Annotated in this window: 19 protein-coding genes; 9 read left to right on the top strand and 10 right to left on the bottom strand. The window is 69.4% G+C overall.

The window, feature by feature from the left end; translation table 11 throughout:
• Positions 1 to 44: 44 nt before the first annotated feature.
• The 3 genes from E3T61_RS11525 to E3T61_RS11515 form a co-directional block, all read right to left on the bottom strand.
• Positions 45 to 2,249, bottom strand: coding sequence for an MMPL family transporter (locus E3T61_RS11525; protein WP_134641038.1), 2,205 nt, complete (start codon positions 2,247 to 2,249; stop codon positions 45 to 47).
• 129 nt (positions 2,250 to 2,378) lie between these two features.
• Positions 2,379 to 2,642: a GlsB/YeaQ/YmgE family stress response membrane protein gene (locus E3T61_RS11520; RefSeq protein ID WP_088455336.1), complete on the bottom strand. Its 264-nt coding sequence runs from the start codon at positions 2,640 to 2,642 to the stop codon at positions 2,379 to 2,381.
• A 104-nt stretch (positions 2,643 to 2,746) separates the two neighbouring features.
• Positions 2,747 to 3,202 carry an Asp23/Gls24 family envelope stress response protein gene (locus tag E3T61_RS11515; RefSeq protein WP_134641002.1) on the bottom strand — a complete coding sequence of 152 codons (456 nt, stop codon included), beginning with the start codon at positions 3,200 to 3,202 and terminating at the stop codon, positions 2,747 to 2,749.
• A gap of 159 nt (positions 3,203 to 3,361) precedes the next feature.
• On the opposite strand from E3T61_RS11515, the gene E3T61_RS11510 reads away from it, so the two are divergent.
• The gene (locus E3T61_RS11510) at positions 3,362 to 3,691 is read left to right on the top strand and encodes a hypothetical protein (protein ID WP_134641001.1); all 330 of its coding nucleotides are present in this window, start codon (positions 3,362 to 3,364) and stop codon (positions 3,689 to 3,691) included.
• Here the strand turns inward: E3T61_RS11510 and E3T61_RS11505 are convergent.
• Together E3T61_RS11505 and E3T61_RS11500 are read right to left on the bottom strand one after the other, a co-directional pair.
• On the bottom strand, positions 3,688 to 3,930 hold the full coding sequence (locus tag E3T61_RS11505) for an anti-sigma factor family protein (protein WP_134641000.1): 243 nt from the start codon (positions 3,928 to 3,930) through the stop codon (positions 3,688 to 3,690). The genes E3T61_RS11510 and E3T61_RS11505 overlap by 4 nt on opposite strands.
• A complete protein-coding gene (locus E3T61_RS11500; protein ID WP_174777013.1) occupies positions 3,927 to 4,541 on the bottom strand; it encodes a sigma-70 family RNA polymerase sigma factor in 615 nt (204 codons plus the stop codon). Before E3T61_RS11500 ends, E3T61_RS11505 begins: the two co-directional genes overlap by 4 nt.
• A gap of 160 nt (positions 4,542 to 4,701) precedes the next feature.
• Here E3T61_RS11500 and aroA point away from each other — a divergent pair, with 160 nt between their 5' ends.
• Genes aroA through bcp form a run of 3 tightly spaced genes read left to right on the top strand, consistent with a single transcriptional unit; the run spans position 4,702 to position 7,629 of the window.
• On the top strand, positions 4,702 to 6,063 hold the full coding sequence (gene aroA, locus E3T61_RS11495) for a 3-phosphoshikimate 1-carboxyvinyltransferase (RefSeq protein WP_134640999.1): 1,362 nt from the start codon (positions 4,702 to 4,704) through the stop codon (positions 6,061 to 6,063).
• 10 nt (positions 6,064 to 6,073) lie between these two features.
• Positions 6,074 to 7,138 carry a ribosome small subunit-dependent GTPase A gene (rsgA, locus tag E3T61_RS11490; RefSeq protein WP_134640998.1) on the top strand — a complete coding sequence of 355 codons (1,065 nt, stop codon included), beginning with the start codon at positions 6,074 to 6,076 and terminating at the stop codon, positions 7,136 to 7,138.
• Positions 7,139 to 7,155: 17 nt separating this feature from the next.
• Positions 7,156 to 7,629, top strand: a complete 474-nt coding sequence (bcp, locus tag E3T61_RS11485; RefSeq protein ID WP_134640997.1) for a thioredoxin-dependent thiol peroxidase — start codon at positions 7,156 to 7,158, stop codon at positions 7,627 to 7,629.
• Here bcp and E3T61_RS11480 read toward each other — a convergent pair.
• Entirely contained in the window at positions 7,626 to 8,066 is a 441-nt protein-coding gene (locus E3T61_RS11480) for a hypothetical protein (protein WP_241992526.1), read from the bottom strand. The two genes, bcp and E3T61_RS11480, sit on opposite strands and share 4 nt — an antisense overlap.
• Before the next feature lie 182 nt (positions 8,067 to 8,248).
• Between E3T61_RS11480 and E3T61_RS11475 the strand changes: the two genes are divergently transcribed.
• On the top strand, positions 8,249 to 8,497 hold the full coding sequence (locus E3T61_RS11475; protein WP_035837005.1) for a WhiB family transcriptional regulator: 249 nt from the start codon (positions 8,249 to 8,251) through the stop codon (positions 8,495 to 8,497).
• A gap of 88 nt (positions 8,498 to 8,585) precedes the next feature.
• On the opposite strand, the gene E3T61_RS11470 is transcribed toward E3T61_RS11475, so the two are convergent.
• Positions 8,586 to 10,079, bottom strand: a complete 1,494-nt coding sequence (locus E3T61_RS11470) for a sensor histidine kinase (RefSeq protein WP_134640996.1) — start codon at positions 10,077 to 10,079, stop codon at positions 8,586 to 8,588.
• 65 nt (positions 10,080 to 10,144) lie between these two features.
• Here E3T61_RS11470 and E3T61_RS11465 point away from each other — a divergent pair, with 65 nt between their 5' ends.
• Positions 10,145 to 10,654 (top strand): LpqB family beta-propeller domain-containing protein, encoded by a 510-nt coding sequence (locus E3T61_RS11465; RefSeq protein WP_241992525.1) that lies wholly within the window; start codon positions 10,145 to 10,147, stop codon positions 10,652 to 10,654.
• On the top strand, positions 10,651 to 12,360 hold the full coding sequence (locus E3T61_RS11460; protein ID WP_134640995.1) for a DUF5671 domain-containing protein: 1,710 nt from the start codon (positions 10,651 to 10,653) through the stop codon (positions 12,358 to 12,360). Before E3T61_RS11465 ends, E3T61_RS11460 begins: the two co-directional genes overlap by 4 nt.
• On the opposite strand, the gene E3T61_RS11455 is transcribed toward E3T61_RS11460, so the two are convergent.
• Complete coding sequence (locus E3T61_RS11455) at positions 12,348 to 13,745, bottom strand: CpaE/TadZ family protein (RefSeq protein WP_134640994.1); 1,398 nt, start codon at positions 13,743 to 13,745, stop codon at positions 12,348 to 12,350. The genes E3T61_RS11460 and E3T61_RS11455 overlap by 13 nt on opposite strands.
• A gap of 2 nt (positions 13,746 to 13,747) precedes the next feature.
• A complete protein-coding gene (locus tag E3T61_RS11450; protein ID WP_134640993.1) occupies positions 13,748 to 14,404 on the bottom strand; it encodes a hypothetical protein in 657 nt (218 codons plus the stop codon).
• Between the two features lie 139 nt (positions 14,405 to 14,543).
• On the opposite strand from E3T61_RS11450, the gene E3T61_RS11445 reads away from it, so the two are divergent.
• Complete coding sequence (locus tag E3T61_RS11445) at positions 14,544 to 14,867, top strand: helix-turn-helix domain-containing protein (RefSeq protein WP_174777011.1); 324 nt, start codon at positions 14,544 to 14,546, stop codon at positions 14,865 to 14,867.
• A gap of 5 nt (positions 14,868 to 14,872) precedes the next feature.
• Here the strand turns inward: E3T61_RS11445 and E3T61_RS11440 are convergent, their stop codons facing one another.
• Entirely contained in the window at positions 14,873 to 15,466 is a 594-nt protein-coding gene (locus E3T61_RS11440; RefSeq protein WP_134640992.1) for a hypothetical protein, read from the bottom strand.
• 205 nt (positions 15,467 to 15,671) lie between these two features.
• On the opposite strand from E3T61_RS11440, the gene E3T61_RS11435 reads away from it, so the two are divergent.
• Complete coding sequence (locus E3T61_RS11435; RefSeq protein WP_241992524.1) at positions 15,672 to 16,172, top strand: Rv3235 family protein; 501 nt, start codon at positions 15,672 to 15,674, stop codon at positions 16,170 to 16,172.
• The last annotated feature ends 28 nt before the right edge of the window (positions 16,173 to 16,200 follow it).

Below are 16,200 nucleotides of genomic sequence, written 5' to 3'. Positions count from 1 at the left end.
AAAATCCGCGGATTTTGGGGCTTTTCTCACAGTTCGCGAGGGTGTCAGGGCTTGGCGAGTTTGCTCGGCCACCAGATCTTCGGGCCGATGTCGTGGGCCAGCGCCGGGACCAGCAGCGACCGCACCACGAAGGTGTCCAGCAGCACCCCGAACGCCACGATGAACGCCAGCTGGGCCAGGAACAGGATCGGCAGCACACCGAGCGCGGCGAACGTCGCGGCCAGGACCAGGCCGGCCGAGGTGATCACCCCGCCGGTCGCGACGAGTCCGCGCAGGATGCCGGTGCGAGTGCCGAACCGGATCGATTCCTCCCGCACCCTCGTCATCAGGAAGATGTTGTAGTCGATGCCGAGCGCGACCAGGAAGACGAACCCGTAGAGCGGGACCACCGGGTCGGCGCCCGGGAAGCCCAGCACTCCGTCGAACACCCAGGCGGACACCCCGAGCGCGGCGGCGAACGAGAGCACAACGGTGGCCACCAACAGCACCGGGGCCAGGATCGACCGCAGCAGCAGCATCAGGATGACCAGGATGACCCCGAGGATGATCGGGATGATCAGGTTGCGGTCGTGGATCGCGGTGTCGGTGGTGTCGACGGCGATGGCCGTCGTCCCGCCGACCAGGACGGTTCCGGGGACGTCGTCGAGGGAGACCCTGAGCTCACGCACCGTCGTCTCGGCGGGGGCGGAGTCGCCCGCGTCGGTGAGGGTGGCCTGCAGCAGGATGTCGCCGTCGATCACGGTCGGCTCTCCGGCCGGGGTGCCGGGAGGGCCGAAGGCCTGCACGCCGTCCGTGGTGACCGGCAACGAACCGCTGACCGAGTCCGTGGAGAGCACCGTGACGGAGTCGACCCCGTCGTTGGCGAGCAGCACATCGGTCATCGCCTGCAGTTCGGACTCCGGCCCGATCACGACAGCCGGGGTCCCGGAGCCGCCGGGGAAGTGCTCCCCCACCACGGCCTGGCCGTCCCTGGCCTCGGAGGTCCCGAGCACGAATTCGCTCTGCGAGACGCCGTCGGCCTTGAACTGCAGCGCCCCGATCGACGCGATCGCCAGCAGCACGGTGCAGGCGATCCAGATGATCCTGGCCCGCCGGCTCACGAGCCGGGCCAGCCACGGCCAGACGCCCTTGGCGTTCGTGCCATCCAGGCCGGGGTGGGCGGAGCCGAGCTTCGGGCGCACCGGCCAGAAGGCGGCACGACCGGCCCACAGCATCAGGGCTGGCAGCAGGGTCAGAGCGGCGAGGAGCGCGAATGCGATCCCGATTGCCGCAACGGGTCCGAGCGCCTTGTTCGAGTTGAGGTCGCTGAACAGCAGGCAGAGCAGGCCCACGATCACGGTGCCGCCGGCGGCGAGGATCGGTTCGAAGGAGCCGCGCAGGGCGACGAGGGTCGCATCCCACTTCTTGGCGTTGTCCCGCAACGCCTCGCGGAACCTGGCCACGTAAAGCAACGAGTAGTCCGTCGCGGCGCCGATCACCAGGATGAACAGGATGCCCTGAGTCTGCCCGGTCAGGATCAGCACGTCGGCGCTGGCCAGGGCCACCACCACGAGAACTGAAGCGCAGAGGGCGGCGAGGCTGGTGAACAGCACGATCAGGGGCAGCAGGGGCGACCTGTAGACGATCACCAGGATCACCAGGACGGCGGCGAGCGCCGTGAGCAGCAGGATGCCGTCGATGCCGGCGAACGCACCCGTCAGGTCCGCGATCAATCCGGCGGGCCCGGTCACGTAGGTGTCGACGCCGTCGATCGGGTTGTCGGCCAGATAGGCGCGGATCGACTCGACGGTGTCGGCGGGTTTGATCTGGGTGTCCAGGGTGAGAATGGCCTCGGCGGCCTCGCCGTCCTCCGAGAAGATCGCCGGCGACACACTGTCGGTCACCACACCGTCCAGCTGGGCCAGTTCGGTGATCTGGGCGCTGATGGCGCTCTGGTCGGCCTCGGTGAGCCCACCGACACGCTCGTAGACCAGTACCCCGGGCAGGACGTCGTCGCCGCGGAACTCGGCCTGCAGCGCCTGCACCTTGGTCGCGTCGGCGCTGGCGGGCAACTGCTGCACCTGGTCATTGGTCGACACGTCGCTGATCCGGCCGAACGAGGCCCCGCCGGCACCGAACATGACGAACCAGACCAGGATCAGAATCGTGGGGATCAGGATGCGCAACCACAGCGGCACCCGGCTTCCGGAGCCGGATCGGGCCTTGGGGAGTCCGGTGTCTGGGTGCGGTCCGGGGTCAGTTGTCTTCATCACAGTCCCGACACTAGGCCGGGCCGCGCGACGCAGTCGTCGTCCGAAAGTTTGAAGATACGCCGAAAGGCGGCACCCGCACCCGAAGGTGCGGCGTGCCGCCTTTCGCGGAAGGGAATCCCGGCGGGATTACGCCTTGCGACGGCCTACGGCGAAGCCGTAGATCAGGAGAACGATGATGGATCCACCGATGGCCAGCAGCCAGGTCTGGATGGAGAAGAAGTCTTCCAGCGGTGCGCCGAAGAGCGCGCTACCGAGGAACCCGCCGAGCAGTGCGCCGACAACGCCGAGCAGAAGCGTGATGAACCATCCGCCGCCCTGGTTGCCCGGGAGGATCAGCTTGGCGATGGCGCCCGCAAGGAGGCCGAGAAGAAGGAATCCGAAGAACCCCATGGAGTGTCTCATTTCTGTTGGTGTGGGTACTGCTGGTGTTTCGGAGCTGGCTGTGCAGTCCGACCTGGCTCTGGCGAGCCTGGCTTGATTACGCGGCCGGGACCCTAGGCGACGTCATTGTCGTCGGGCTCCTCGGCCACGTAAATATCTGTGATGGTCACGTTCACTGTCGATACCGCGATTCCGACCAGGCCTTCGATGGCACCGGTCACGGTGGCACGGATCTGATCGGCCAGGGCCGTCAGGGGCACCGGGTAGCCGGCGACGAGGGTGATGTCGACGGCGACGTCTGCGTCGCCCGTCGTCACCGAGATGCCCGGGTTGACGTCGGCGTTGCCGACGGCGTCGAGGATCGCCCCCAGCGCCCTGGTCGGCACGGTGCCCAAGGAGTGCACGCCGGGGATCTCCCGCACGGCGAGGCCGGCGACCTTGGCGATGACGGCGTCCTTGATGGTCGTGACGCCCTCCCCTACCCGGTCCCCTGCGCCGTCGGTGACCTCTGCGGCGTTCGCCGGCAGGGTGGTCGCCGCGTTCGGCAGTGAGGGGGTGTTGCTGGACATCTGGGGGTCTCCTTGATCAACCGCGATGAGGGCAGAATCTGCATCGTCTTAGTTACGACGCGACCAACCGCGGATTCGTCACGAAATTGGCAGGAAAGATTTGCGCCGCCGAAGATCTACACTGATCTGGTCCCACCCGTTCCCGAGACTGGAGACGCCATGAGCACCACCACAAAGCCCACCGAGGAACTGGCCGCCGTCGTCGTGCAGGTTCCCGGCGTCGACGAGTTGTACCCGGCAGCGCCCATCCTGACCACCGTCGTTCACCAGGTGGTCGGTGCGCTCACGGCCAGGCCGACGAGTCCGGAGCTGATCACGCTCACCGAGACCGATGAGGGCCTCACGGCATCGGTCGCCATCGGGATCTCGGACGCCGACGCGGCGACGGAAGTCTGTCGCAGGGTCTACGACACCATCGAGGAGTACTTCGTCGCGTCCGGCGACCCTGCCGTGACGTCGATCGAAGTGAAAGTGGCGCGAATCGGCTAGTGAGCCGACTGGATGGCGCGCAGCCGCTGCAGCACCTGGTCGCGCAGGTCCTCAGGTGCGGTCTCCTTGCAGGCGCGCTGCATCACGTCGGTGAGGGTGCGGCCCACGTGGTGCTCGCTCCGGCAGTCCGGGCAGTGCTCGAGGTGCTCCCGGATATCGAGGGCGTCCTCCTTGCGGAGTTCGTTGTGCAGATACTCTTCGAGTTCGGCCTTGGCCTTCTCGCAACCGCAATCGGTCATTTTCCTGTGCTCCCGGATGTCTTCTTGATCGGTGCGCTCTGACCTGTGCCGAGGCCACGCTCGAGGGCGTAGCCGGCCAGGAGCTCGCGCAACAGTCGGCGGCCACGGTGAAGGCGGCTCATCACCGTACCGATGGGTGTTTTCATGATTTCGGCGATCTCCTGGTAGGAGAAGCCTTCGACGTCGGCGAAGTACACCGCAAGGCGGAAGTCCTCCGGGATCGATTGGAGGGCGTCCTTGACGGCACTGTCAGGCAGGTGGTCGATCGCTTCAGCTTCTGCGGAGCGGCTCGACGTGGCCGTCGTGGATTCCGCGCCGCCCAGCTGCCAGTCCTCGAGATCGTCGATGGTGCCCTGGTAGGGCTCGCGCTGCTTCTTGCGATAGGTGTTGATGAAGGTGTTCGTGAGGATCCGGTACAGCCACGCCTTGAGGTTGGTGCCCTGCTCGAACTGCTTGAACGACGCGAACGCCTTGACGAAGGTTTCCTGCACGAGGTCCTGGGCGTCTGAGGGGTTGCGCGTCATCCGCATCGCCGCTGCGTACAGCTGGTCGATGAACGGCATGGCCTGTGCTTCGAACAGGTCCCGCATGTCAGTCGTATCTGTTGTCATCACGGGCAATTCTAAGCGATCGACCTCCACGGCTGCCGCGAGGGCGGGTGCCGCGAGAACGGGTGCTGCGAGGTTACGCTCCATGAGCATGGCTGCTGCCAACTGCTGACCTCCTGGGTGCGATCCTGTAAATCGGTATTCCCGACTATTCTGATAACCGATGTTGATCTCGAGATATTCCAAGCCGGAGTTCGATCCCTACGGCGATAGCTCGCCCGAAGAGACGGATGCCCTCTGGGCGGCTCCCGTCGCGCCCGGGGCGCTGACCGCCACCCTGTCGCTGCCCGGCTCCAAGTCGCTGACCAACCGCGAACTCGTCCTGGCGGCCCTGGCCGACTCTCCCTCGCTGCTCCGCTCCCCGCTGCACTCGCGTGACAGCGACCTCATGGTCGCCGCGCTCCAGCAGCTCGGCACGACAATCGAGTCCGTCGACGGCGACGGCGAATACGGCTCCGACCTGCGCATCACGCCGGGTGAGCTGTTCGGGTCCACCACCATCGACTGCGGCCTGGCCGGCACGGTGATGCGGTTCCTGCCGCCCGTCGCCGCGCTGGCGCTGGGCCCCACCACCTTCGACGGCGATGCCGGCGCACGGCGTCGCCCGATGGCGACCACGATCAGCTCGCTCAGAGCCCTCGGCGCCGACATCAACGACGACGGCCGCGGCGCGCTGCCGTTCACCGTGCACGGCACCGGCGGCCTGGACGGCGGCGAGATCACCATCGACGCGTCCTCCTCCAGCCAGTTCGTCTCCGGGCTGCTGCTCGCCGCGCCCCGCTTCGCGAACGGCCTGCGCCTGCGTCACTCCGGCGAACGGCTGCCGAGCCTGCCGCACATCGAGATGACGATCCACACCCTCGCCCAGCGCGGCGTCACCGTCACCAGCCCAGAGGTCGGCGTCTGGAACGTCGCGCCAGGCCCGATCCTCGGCACCGAGGTCGACATCGAACCCGACCTCTCCAACGCCGCACCGTTCCTCGCCGCGGCGCTGGTCGCCGGCGGCAGCGTGACCATCACGGGCTGGCCCGCCGTGACTACCCAGGTCGGTGCGCACCTGGCCGAGCTGCTTCCGCTCTTCGGCGCCACCGTCACCCTCGATGGCGACAGGCTCACCGTCACGGGCACGGGCCGCATCACCGGTGTCGACCTCGACCTGTCCACCGGCGGCGAACTGGCCCCCACCCTGGTCGGCCTCGCCGCCCTGGCCGACTCGCCGAGCACCATCACCGGTATCGGTCACATCCGCCACCACGAGACCGATCGGCTCGCTGCCCTGGCCACGGAGATCAACAACCTCGGCGGCCACGTCACCGAGCTGCCGGACGGCCTGGCCATCGAGCCGCGGCCGCTGCACGGCGGCACCTGGCACAGCTACGACGACCACCGGATGGCCACCACCGGTGCCCTGCTTGGGCTTGTCGTGCCCGGCGTCGAGGTGGAGAACATCGGCACCACCGCCAAGACCCTGCCCCAGTTCGCCGAACTGTGGCACTCTCTGGTGTCCGGCACGGTCACCCAGTGATGGGCACAGCGTGACGTGGTGGTCGAGCCCGGACGACGATGAGCCGGAGTTCGACGAGTCCAGTGTGCGCATCCGCCCGGGCCGCAAGGGCACCAAGCCGCGCACCAAGACCCGCCCGGAGCACGGCGACGCGCTGACCGGGCGCATCCTGTCGGTCGACCGCGGCCGGTACACGGTGATGCTCGACGAGAACGAGCCCACCGAACGCCGGGTCACCGCCGCGCGCGCCAGCGAGCTGCGCAAACACGCCGTCGTCACCGGCGACCGCGTCGACATCGTCGGTGACACCACCGGCGCTGAGGGCAGCCTGTCCCGCATCGTGCGTATCGTGCGCCGCGAGACCCTGCTCCGCCGCAGCGCCGACGACACGGATGCCGTGGAGCGCGTGATCGTCGCCAACGCCGACCAGATGCTCATCGTCGTGGCCGCCGCGAACCCCGAGCCGCGCATCCGCCTCGTGGACCGCTACCTCGTCGCCGCCTACGACGCCGGGGTCTCCCCCATCCTCTGCATCACCAAGACCGACCTGGCCGACCCGGCCGAGTTCCTGAACAACTTCGCCGGGCTGGACCTGCCGGTGTTCCAGAGCCGCGACGACGCCATGCCGCTCGAGGCCATCTCCGCCGCGCTGGTCGGTCACGACACCGTCTTCGTCGGCCACTCCGGGGTCGGCAAGTCCACCCTGGTGAACGCCCTGGTGCCCGACGCTCACCGCGCCGTCGGTGTGGTGAACACCGTCACCGGGCGCGGCCGGCACACCTCGTCGTCGACGATCTCGCTGCGGCTCGAAACGGATGCCGGCCGCGGCTGGGTCATCGACACCCCCGGCGTGCGCTCCTTCGGCCTGGGCCACATCAACACCGACAACATCCTGCGCGCCTTCACCGACCTGGCCGCCATCGCCGAGAAGTGCCCGCGCGGGTGCACCCACCTGCCCTCCTCGCCCGACTGCGCCATCAACGAGGCCGTGGCCGCCGGAACCCTGGGCGACACCGGGAAGGCGCGCCTGGACTCCCTCCAGCGTCTCCTGGCGACCTTCGCTGCCGCGCCGGCGCACCGGCCGGGCGAGAACTGACCGGGTAGCGTGGGGGAATGACTGATTCCCTCCGGCTCGCGGCCGGCGACACGGCGCCCGACTTCACCCTCACCGACCAGACCGGCAACCCGGTCAGCCTGGCCTCCTTCCGCGGCCGGAAGGTCGTGGTGTACTTCTATCCGGCCGCCATGACGCCCGGCTGCACCACCCAGGCCTGCGACTTCCGGGACAGCCTCGGCTCGCTCGGGGCGGCCGGCTACCAGGTGCTCGGGGTGTCCAAGGACACCCAGGCCAAGCTCGCCCAGTTCGCCGAGAACGACCACCTCACTTTCCCGCTGCTCAGCGACGAGGACCTCGCCGTGCACCGCGCCTACGGCGCCTGGGGCGAGAAGAACCTGTACGGCAAGATCGTCACGGGCGTGCTGCGCTCGACGTTCGTGCTCGACGAGGCCGGACAGATCACCCTGGCCCTCTACAACGTGAAGGCCACCGGGCACGTGGCCAGCCTGCGCAAGAAGCTCGGGATCTAGCGGGGGTCGCCGGGCCGGGTGGCCTCGAGCACGCTGCGCGTGAAAAGCAGCACGATCACGAGCACCGACGGGACCAGGAGCGCCCAGCCGAGGTCCGGCCGGGCGTAGAAGCCCTGGAAGCAGCCGATGGCGATGAAAACCTGCACCAGCTGCCAGGTCACGGCGGCGGCCCTGATCCAGGACCGACCCCGGAGGGTCGCCACCGTTATGGTGGACACCCAGGCGGCCGCGACGACGGTGAGCACGAGAATGGCCACGGCGCTCGCGAACGAGGTCGGCTGGTCGGTCAGCAGCTCCAGGATCAGCCAGACGACGACCCCCCAGAGGAGGGCCGCTTCGGCGGCCAGGAGCAGCACCAGGGTGATGAGCGCGCGGGACCGGCGGGCGGGCCTGGGCTCGTCCAGGCCGTCCTGGCTGGGGTCGAACGGTTGTCTCACAGCGATATCCCATACAAAACTATTGATTTGACCTCCCTATTATGGGACCATATTTGAGGCCCGGTTGACGCTCACAGGGTGGTGAGCAGATCTCTTCGCAGATCCGACCTTCCTGAAACCTGGCCTTCCCCGCATCTTCGGCCGATCGGCCAGGCATCCCCCCGCAATAAAGGAGCACCCCTATGGATTGGCGCGATAAAGCAGCCTGCCTTACCGCCGACCCGGAACTTTTCTTCCCGGTTGGCAACACTGGTCCCGCAGTAGACCAGATCGAGAAGGCCAAGTCCGTGTGCGCCCGCTGCAACGTCACGGAAGTTTGCCTTCAGTACGCACTCGAAACCGGGCAGGACTCCGGAGTCTGGGGCGGTCTGAGCGAAGACGAGCGCCGGGCCCTCAAGCGCCGCGCCGCCCGCGCCCGCCGCGCTTCCTAGAGACGTTCTCTCTCGCTTTTCGAAACGGGCGAGCAGCCTTGGCTGCTCGCCCGTTTTGCTGTGTGGGGGCGGCTTGGTCCGGTGCTGATCAGTCGAATTCCATGAAACGCAACGGAATCTCGATGGTGACCTCTGTACCGCTGTCCATCATGGTGTGCCAGTCGATCGTGCCGCTGAGCTCACCCTGAATCAGGGTGCGCACGATCTGGGTGCCGAGCCCCGACCCGACCTTGCCCTCGGGCATGCCGGACCCGTTGTCGCGGACCCGCACCGTGAGGGTCTCCTCGTTGCGCTCGGCCTCGATGGCGACCTCGCCCTCCCGGCCGGCGAGCCCGTGCTCGACGGCGTTCGTGACAAGCTCGGTCAGCGCCAAGGCCAGCGGCGTCGCGTAGGCGCTGGGCAGGATGCCGAAACTGCCCGATGAAGTGGGGTGCGCGGTGGTGTTGTGCGCGGATGCCACCTCGGCGATCAGCAGCAGAACCCGGTCGAACACGGTGTCGAAGTCCACGTTCTGGCTGAGGCCTGAAGACAGAGTGTCGTGCACCACGGCGATGGCCGCCACACGGCGCATGGCCTGATTCAGGGCCTCGCGTGCGGTGTCGGAGTGGGTGCGCCGCGCCTGGATCCGCAGCAGCGATGCCACGGTCTGCAGGTTGTTCTTCACCCGGTGGTGGATCTCCCGGATGGTGGCATCCTTGGTGATCAGCTCGCGCTCCTGGTGCCGCAGCTCGGTGACGTCGCGGGAGAGCACGATGGCGCCGATGCGTTCACCGCGGTTGCGGATGGGGATCGCGCGCAGCGACACCGTCACCCCGCGGGCCTCGATGTCGGTGCGCCACGGTGCCCGGCCGGTCACGACGAGGGGCAGCGACTCGTCGACGACGGCCTTGCCGCTGAGCAGGCTCGTGGTGACTTCGGCGAGCGACTCGCCCTCGAGTTCGTCGGCGAAGCCCATCCGGTTGAACGCCGACAACGCGTTGGGGCTGGCGAAGGTGGTGACACCGTCCAGGTCCAGCCGGATCAGGCCATCCGATGCGCGGGGTGCGCCGCGCCGCGGGCCGGTCGGGGCGCCCAGGTCGGGGAAGTCGCCGGAGGCGATCATGGCGAACAGGTCGTTCGCGCAGTCGTTGAAGGTCAGCTCCTGCCGGCCGGGGGTGCGCGTCTCGCTGAGGTTGGTGTGCCGGGTGAGAACGGCGATGGGTTCGGGGGTGATCTCGGCACCGCTGGAGCTGATGCGCCGGCGCACCGGGATGGCCCGAACCCGGGTGGGGGTCTCTTCGTACCAGTCCGGCGCCGTGGTGTCGATGATCTTGGCGGTGTCGAAGGCCTCGGTGACCTGCTTGCGCCATTCGGCCTTGATCTCCTGGCCCACGAAGTCGCGGTAGAACAGGGTCGCGGCGCTGGACGGCCTGGCGTGGGCGACGGCGACGAAGCTGCCGCCGAGAGTGGGCACCCACACGACGATGTCGGCGAAGGCGAGGTCGGCCAGCAGCTGGCCGTCGGCGACGAGCATGTGCAGCCAGTCGACGTCCTCCGCACTATTGCGGCCCTGGGCAAGTACGAGATCACTGAGCGTCGACACGTGACCAGCCTACGGCCGCGGCGGGCCCGCTGGTGCCGCGGCTCCGGATGCGCCATGCTCGCGATATGACCTCTGTGGTTCCTGCCCACGAATCCGACCTGCCTCAGGCTCCCCCCGCCCGGCGGGACCCGGCGCTGCTGGTCGTCGTCGGCCTGATCGCCCTGCTCGTCGCGGTCGCTCTGATCGTTGTTTTCACCCGGGGCGAGCCGGCCCAACTCGACCCCGACACGCCCGGCGGGGTGGTGCAGAGGTATTCGGCGGCGGTCCTGGACGGCGATGAGACGGTCGCGGCCGGCTACCTGAGCGCGGCCGCGCTGACCGGTTGCGACCGCACCACGGCGGTCGACCCGTCGGCCACCGACGATATCCGGATCACGCTCGTCGAAACCACCGAACGCGACGCGAGCGCCGATGTGCAGGTGCTGATCGTCACGACCTACGGCAGCGGCCCGTTCGGGTCGTCCGAGTATGAATCGGAGGAGGCCTTCGATCTGGTGAAGGTCGACGGGGACTGGCTCGTCAACGAGGCGCCGTGGCAATTGGCCGTCTGCCCGCCGAGCGGAGACACGCTGTGACCGCGGCGCCTCCGATCGCACCGGCGCGGGCATCCGTAGCACCGATCGTGCGCCGGATCGTGACGTACACGATCCTGTTCGTGCTGGTGGTCCTCACGGCGACCGGGGCCGCCGACCTGGTCGGTCGCGTGTTCGACCTGTTCGGCGACGAGGCGCTCGCGGGCAGCGGCACCGGCGGACTCGCGGTATCGCTGACGTTCACCCTGATCGCCGGGCCACTGGCCGGGGTCCTCGGCTGGTTCTGCTGGCGTCGTCTGGCCGATCCGACCGAGCGGGACTCGTTGGCTTGGGCGCTGTACGTGGTCGGTATGAGCACGGTCGCTCTGGTCGTCTGGACCACGGCATCGCTGACCGCGATCGCCTCCACCATCACGGCAGAGACGTTGGCCGCGGAGGCGGCGACGGGCCTGGTGTGGGCCGGGGTCTGGGCCGGGCACTGGTTCGTGCTGCGCCGGACCGACCGGCGACCCACCCGGCTGCCCGGCACCGCCGCTCTGCTGGGCGGCACCTTCGGCCTTCTCCTGGGTGCCGGCGGCGGGATGGCTGCGCTCACGGCGGTCGTCGACGAGGCGCTTACGGTGGTCACGGAGGGTGCCGCAGCGTCTCTGGGGTCGCCCTGGTGGTCCGGTGCTCTGCAAGCGCTGGTCTGGGCCGCAGGCGGCGCCGTGGTCTGGGCGTGGTTGTGGCTGCGGGGTGGCGGTATCACCGCCCGCACCGGCCTCGCCGCCGTGGTGGTGGTGGGCGTTGCTGTGCTGGGCGGGGCCCTCCTGACGCTGGGCGGAACCGGCACGGTGCTGTTCGTGCTGCTGCGGCTGGTCGTGGACCGGTCCGACGGCGTGCCGGTCCTGATCGAGCCGGTGGCCCCGGCGATCGCCGCGGCTCTCGTGGGCAGCCTGATCTGGGTGTACCACCGCGGGGTGGTGCGCGCGCGGAGCCGGGCCGTCCGTCAGGCGAGCACCCTGGTGACCAGTGGGATCGCTCTGATCTTCGCGGCCAGCGGGATCGGCGTCATCGTGAACGCCCTGCTGGCCACCCTCACCACGCCGCTGGCCGGGTCCGACCCCCGCACCGTGCTGCTGGCCGGCATCAGTGCGCTGCTGGTCGGCGCTCCGCTGTGGTGGGCCACCTGGAAGCCGGGGACCACGCCGGCGCCGGACCGGCGCGGCTGGGCCGACCGCAGCGTCTACCTCGTGGTGGTGTTCGGCATCAGCGCTGTCACTCTGCTGATCACGCTCCTGGTGATCGGCTTCCGGCTCTTCGACACGATCCTCGCCGGCGACCCCGGGCTGCTGGACCGCATCCGCGCCCCGCTGGGGTTGCTCGTGGCCACCGGGCTGGTGGCGGCGTACCACTTCAGCGTCTGGCGACGCGACCGGGCGGAGATCGCCGCTGTCGCACCCGTCGCTGTGCCCGCCGCTGTGCCCGCCGATGTGCCCGCCGCTGCCCGGCCTGCCGGCGCGGCGCGGGCGATCGGCGAGGTGGTACTGGTCATGGGCCCGGGTGCGGCGCCGGTGGTTGATCACCTGCACCAGCTCACCGGGGCACCCGTCGAGTACTGGCAGCGCTCCAGCACGACCACGGTGTTGCCGGATCCCGGCCAGGTCGTGCGGGCCCTGGCCGGTGTCGGCGGCGACCGGGTGCTGGTCATCGTGGGCGAGGACGGCGCCGTCACCGTGATCGGACTCGTTCCGGCTCAGGTGGCCTGAACCGGTCGTCGCCAGTCGAATGCGCGTCGCCACTGACGCCGGGGGTGGGCATCCGGCGCCGGCAGCAGTTCGTCGCGCACGAAGCCGAGGATGCCCAGCCGTGCCGGCGACCGCGGCGACGCATCCCGCAGGGTGCGGCCGGTCAGCACCGCGGAATCGACACCGGCCTGGTCGTGCGGCACGAGGACGGCCGCGTCGATGCCGCCGAACCGGCGCAGCGCACTGCTCACCTGGCCGGCGGGCGCCGGGCCGACGGCGCTGGCGCGGACCCGGTTCATCACGACATGCACCCGATCGGTGGTGATCACCTCGGTGAGGTCGCCCCAGGCCCGCAGGAACCTGGCCAGGCCGACCGGGTCGGCCAGTCCGCAGGCCACGACCCGGTCGGCGATGCCCAGCGCGGCCAGGGTCGCCGCATTGCGGCGGGGCGCGAACAGATCGCTCGAGATCTCCTCATCGCTCTCCAGGCTGAATCCGGTGTCGAGCACCACGTAATCAGCCCAACGTTGCAGGGCCGTGATCGTGTCGCTGACCCGCCCGGCCGATAACTCCGGCCACCTCGACGGTCGCCCGATTCCGGTCAGCACCCAGAACGCACCCCGCGGCGAGTTGTAACGGTGGGCGATCCGTTCAAGCTCCGCCGTGGTCAGGTTGCCTGACCCGCTCAACCGGCAGGCGGCGGCGAAGCCGGGCGCTTCGTCCAGAAGGCCGAGGCTCGGCGCGATCGAACCGCTGTAGGTGTCCACGTCAGCGAGCACCACGGTGTGTCCGGCGGCCGCAATCTCCGCGGCGATGTTGATCGCCAAGGTGGTGCGGCCCGGCGCCCCGGCCGGACCCCAGACCGCAATGACCGTCCCCGTTCCGGTGAGCCCGGCTCCGGGCTCGTCCGGCGCGGACGCGGCGGCGGCCTGGAACGCCTCGACCTCGGCGGGCTGCGGCGGGCCCGCCCGCCGCGGCTCCTTCGCACGCCGCCCAGGCCGTGACCGCTTGGCCGCGACGGGAGGCGCGGCGTCGGCCGGCGGGTCGTCGTCGATGCGCAGGGGAATGTCACCGCCCAGCGTCAGCACCCTGTCGATGTCGGTCCAGGGGGCGTCAGCGTCGACGACCTCGTGCAGACCCAGTTCGGCCGCGTAGCGGCGTTCGGCATCGGTGGCGGCGAGGGCGACGACGCGGATGCCGTTCGCGTCGCTGACCGCGAGCAGCCCGGCGGTCAGGGTGCCTGCGGTTGCTCCCACGATCAGTGCGTCAGGGGAATGCCGCTCGATCGCGGCCAGCAGTTCGCGCACCGTCGCCGGTCGGGCGACGATGACATGCCCGTGCTCGATGATGTCGGCGAGCAGCCTGTCTTCGGTGTCCCTGTCCAGGGCGAGAGCGATGAGCGACACCGTCAGCCTCCGATCGGGGCGTTCACGGCCACGAGCGAGAGCGCGTCGTCGTTGGCGATCGCCTCGAGAACGGCCGCGACCTTGTCCTTGGGCACCAGAACTTCCACTGCCCGGCCGCCGCCGGACTGGATCAAACCGGTCGGCTCCAGGATGCGGACGATGGCGGCGCGACCGACGAGCACGGTCGGAGGGCCGAACACCCCGCTTTCGACCTCACCCGCTGACCACACATCCACGACCGAGCCCGCCTCCAGTCCGGCCGAGAGCCTCCCCCGCAGTTCGAGGACCAGACTCGTCACGCCCTCGCCCGCCCGGGAACCGACGGCGGCGGCCGGGACCAGCTCGCCGGCCGTGACGGTGCGGGTCACCAGCAGGCCGTCGGCCGGGAGCCGGGCTGGGGTGAGGTAGAGCTCCCCGGCGGCCCCGAGCCGCACATCGGTCTCAACAAGGTCGGCGGCATCCAGGCGGTCACCGACGGCCAGCGACACCCGCGCCGCGTACACTGCGACGGTCCGGTCGCTGCCGGCCACGACGACGCTGACCCCGACGATGGAGGCCACGACGAGGACCAGGCCCACTCCGAACCGCGGGTCGAACCAGAACCGGGTTCTCGTGGGGGTCGCGGGCCTGCCGGAGCCGGCCGGCTGTCCTCGTCTCATGCGCGCACCTCGTCCGCTGTCCGTGTCGTCCACTCGGGCTGGCTACCATCGTGACGGGCACGGCCGGCGCGCGCTGAAGTTATCCACAGGGCATCCGGTGGCCGGGCGGGAATCCCCAACACGACGGATAATCGTTCGCATGAGCGATCCCGTCTCCTCCGCATCCGTGGGCCGATTCCTGACCCTCGCCGACACTGCCCAGATCCTGAACCTCTCCATCCCCGCCGCCCTGGATCTGGTGCGCTCCGGCGAGTTGCCCGCCATCCGCATCGGCGCCACTGGCGCCTGGCGGGTGGAGCGGGTCGTCCTCGAGTCCTACATCGAAGCGAAGTACGAGGAGGCGCGCCGGCTGTCGCTCTGGGAGCAATCCGACTTCGCGAACATCCCGGAGCTGTCGGCGGGCCGGATCCTGCGTCCGGATGCGACTGCAGACCCCAACGGGCCGGACGACGGCCAAGCCTGACCCGCTCAGTCCAAGCGCACCAGATGGATCTGGTTCAGCGGCACGATCCGGTATTGCTGCACCTCACCGGCCCGCCTGAGGGTCCCTGCCGCGTGCACCGCCAGGTCCACGTGGTCGCGCCCCACCCGGTCGATGGTCCCGGTGACCGGCCCCACCCCGGTCAAGATCTCCAGGCTCTTCCGCCGACGGCACAGGTCGCGCAGCACAAACGGCAGGCCGATGCGGTCCACCAGCCTGGCCTGCACCCCGCTCTCCGGCGCCAGCGACTCCGCGACCTGGTCGTGTTGCAGGACTATCGCACCGATGGCCGCGAACGGGAGGATGCACTGGGGTGTGCCGGTGCCGGCCTCGAGCAGGTCGGCGGCCAGCCAGTCCCGGCCGAACGTCGTCGGCCGTAGCGTGAGCGTCTGGCCGTCGACCAGCACCACCCGGAGCACCCGTGAGGACGCCGGGCCGTTCACCACGCCGGTGAGCCGCTGCCGGAGCGCCAGCCGGCCCAGACGCAATCGTTCCTCCTCGGCGCGCAGCTCGAGGTCCTCGGCGTTCAACTCGTTCTCGAGTTGACCTTCGAGGTCGTCGAACAGGTTGTCCCAGCGCACACCCCGACGGTAGTCGGCCCCCGGGCCCCGACGCTGACGTTATCCACAGCCGCCGTGACAAGCCTAGACAGACCGGTTTTCGGGTGGTTGAGTGTCCGCCAAGACCTCGGCAGCCTCGGGGTCGATCCGGTGTTCCACCCGCTCGACAGCCACGCCGTCCCGCTCTCTTCGCCGACACCACGGATCCATGCATCTGGAGCAACCCATGAGCGATCCACTTGCCGTGCCAGACCCGCGCCGCTCTCCACCTGTGAACGGGCCGGATCACCACGAGGCCCCGCCGGGCGCCGCCGCCGACGGGGTCGAACCCGCCGAGGGGTATCAGGCCGACGACTTCTTCGACCACCAGCCGAGTTCCCGTGCCACGCTGCCCGATCCGGAACCGCTGCTGATCAACCTGACCCGGTGTGTCATCGAGGTGCTGGCCGGCGCCAGGGAGCTGGACCAGCTGGCCCGGTGGGTGAGCGATGACGTCTACCGGCACCTGCTCAAACGGGTGGTGCTCTCGGCCAGGGCACGCGCGGTGAAGGGACAGCGCGCCCAGCGACCCGCCATCACGATCGGCCGGGTGAGTATCAACGAGCCCAGGGACGGCATCATCGAGGCCGTCGTGATTGTGCACAGCAAGGTTCGGGTGCGCGCCGTCGCCGTGCGTCTGGAGGGACTGGACAACCGCTGGCGGGCCAGCGCCATCAACGTGCTCTGAACGGATGTCCAGAGCAGGTCAACGACGC

This window comes from Cryobacterium lactosi, from assembly GCF_004403945.1.
Classification (GTDB): domain Bacteria; phylum Actinomycetota; class Actinomycetes; order Actinomycetales; family Microbacteriaceae; genus Cryobacterium; species Cryobacterium lactosi.
Note: the sequence above shows the minus strand (reverse complement) of the source record. Positions and strands in the feature narration are given on the sequence as shown.

Bases quoted from the DNA above. Each gene is read 5' to 3' on its own strand.
- E3T61_RS11525 (WP_134641038.1), bottom strand. From the start codon at position 2,249: ATGAAGACAACTGACCCCGGACCGCACCCAGACACCGGACTCCCCAAG.
- E3T61_RS11520 (WP_088455336.1), bottom strand. From the start codon at position 2,642: ATGGGGTTCTTCGGATTCCTTCTTCTCGGCCTCCTTGCGGGCGCCATC.
- E3T61_RS11515 (WP_134641002.1), bottom strand. From the start codon at position 3,202: ATGTCCAGCAACACCCCCTCACTGCCGAACGCGGCGACCACCCTGCCG.
- E3T61_RS11510 (WP_134641001.1), top strand. From the start codon at position 3,362: ATGAGCACCACCACAAAGCCCACCGAGGAACTGGCCGCCGTCGTCGTG.
- E3T61_RS11505 (WP_134641000.1), bottom strand. From the start codon at position 3,930: ATGACCGATTGCGGTTGCGAGAAGGCCAAGGCCGAACTCGAAGAGTAT.
- E3T61_RS11500 (WP_174777013.1), bottom strand. From the start codon at position 4,541: ATGACAACAGATACGACTGACATGCGGGACCTGTTCGAAGCACAGGCC.
- aroA (WP_134640999.1), top strand. From the start codon at position 4,702: ATGTTGATCTCGAGATATTCCAAGCCGGAGTTCGATCCCTACGGCGAT.
- bcp (WP_134640997.1), top strand. From the start codon at position 7,156: ATGACTGATTCCCTCCGGCTCGCGGCCGGCGACACGGCGCCCGACTTC.
- E3T61_RS11475 (WP_035837005.1), top strand. From the start codon at position 8,249: ATGGATTGGCGCGATAAAGCAGCCTGCCTTACCGCCGACCCGGAACTT.
- E3T61_RS11465 (WP_241992525.1), top strand. From the start codon at position 10,145: ATGACCTCTGTGGTTCCTGCCCACGAATCCGACCTGCCTCAGGCTCCC.
- E3T61_RS11450 (WP_134640993.1), bottom strand. From the start codon at position 14,404: ATGAGACGAGGACAGCCGGCCGGCTCCGGCAGGCCCGCGACCCCCACG.
- E3T61_RS11445 (WP_174777011.1), top strand. From the start codon at position 14,544: ATGAGCGATCCCGTCTCCTCCGCATCCGTGGGCCGATTCCTGACCCTC.
- E3T61_RS11435 (WP_241992524.1), top strand. From the start codon at position 15,672: ATGAGCGATCCACTTGCCGTGCCAGACCCGCGCCGCTCTCCACCTGTG.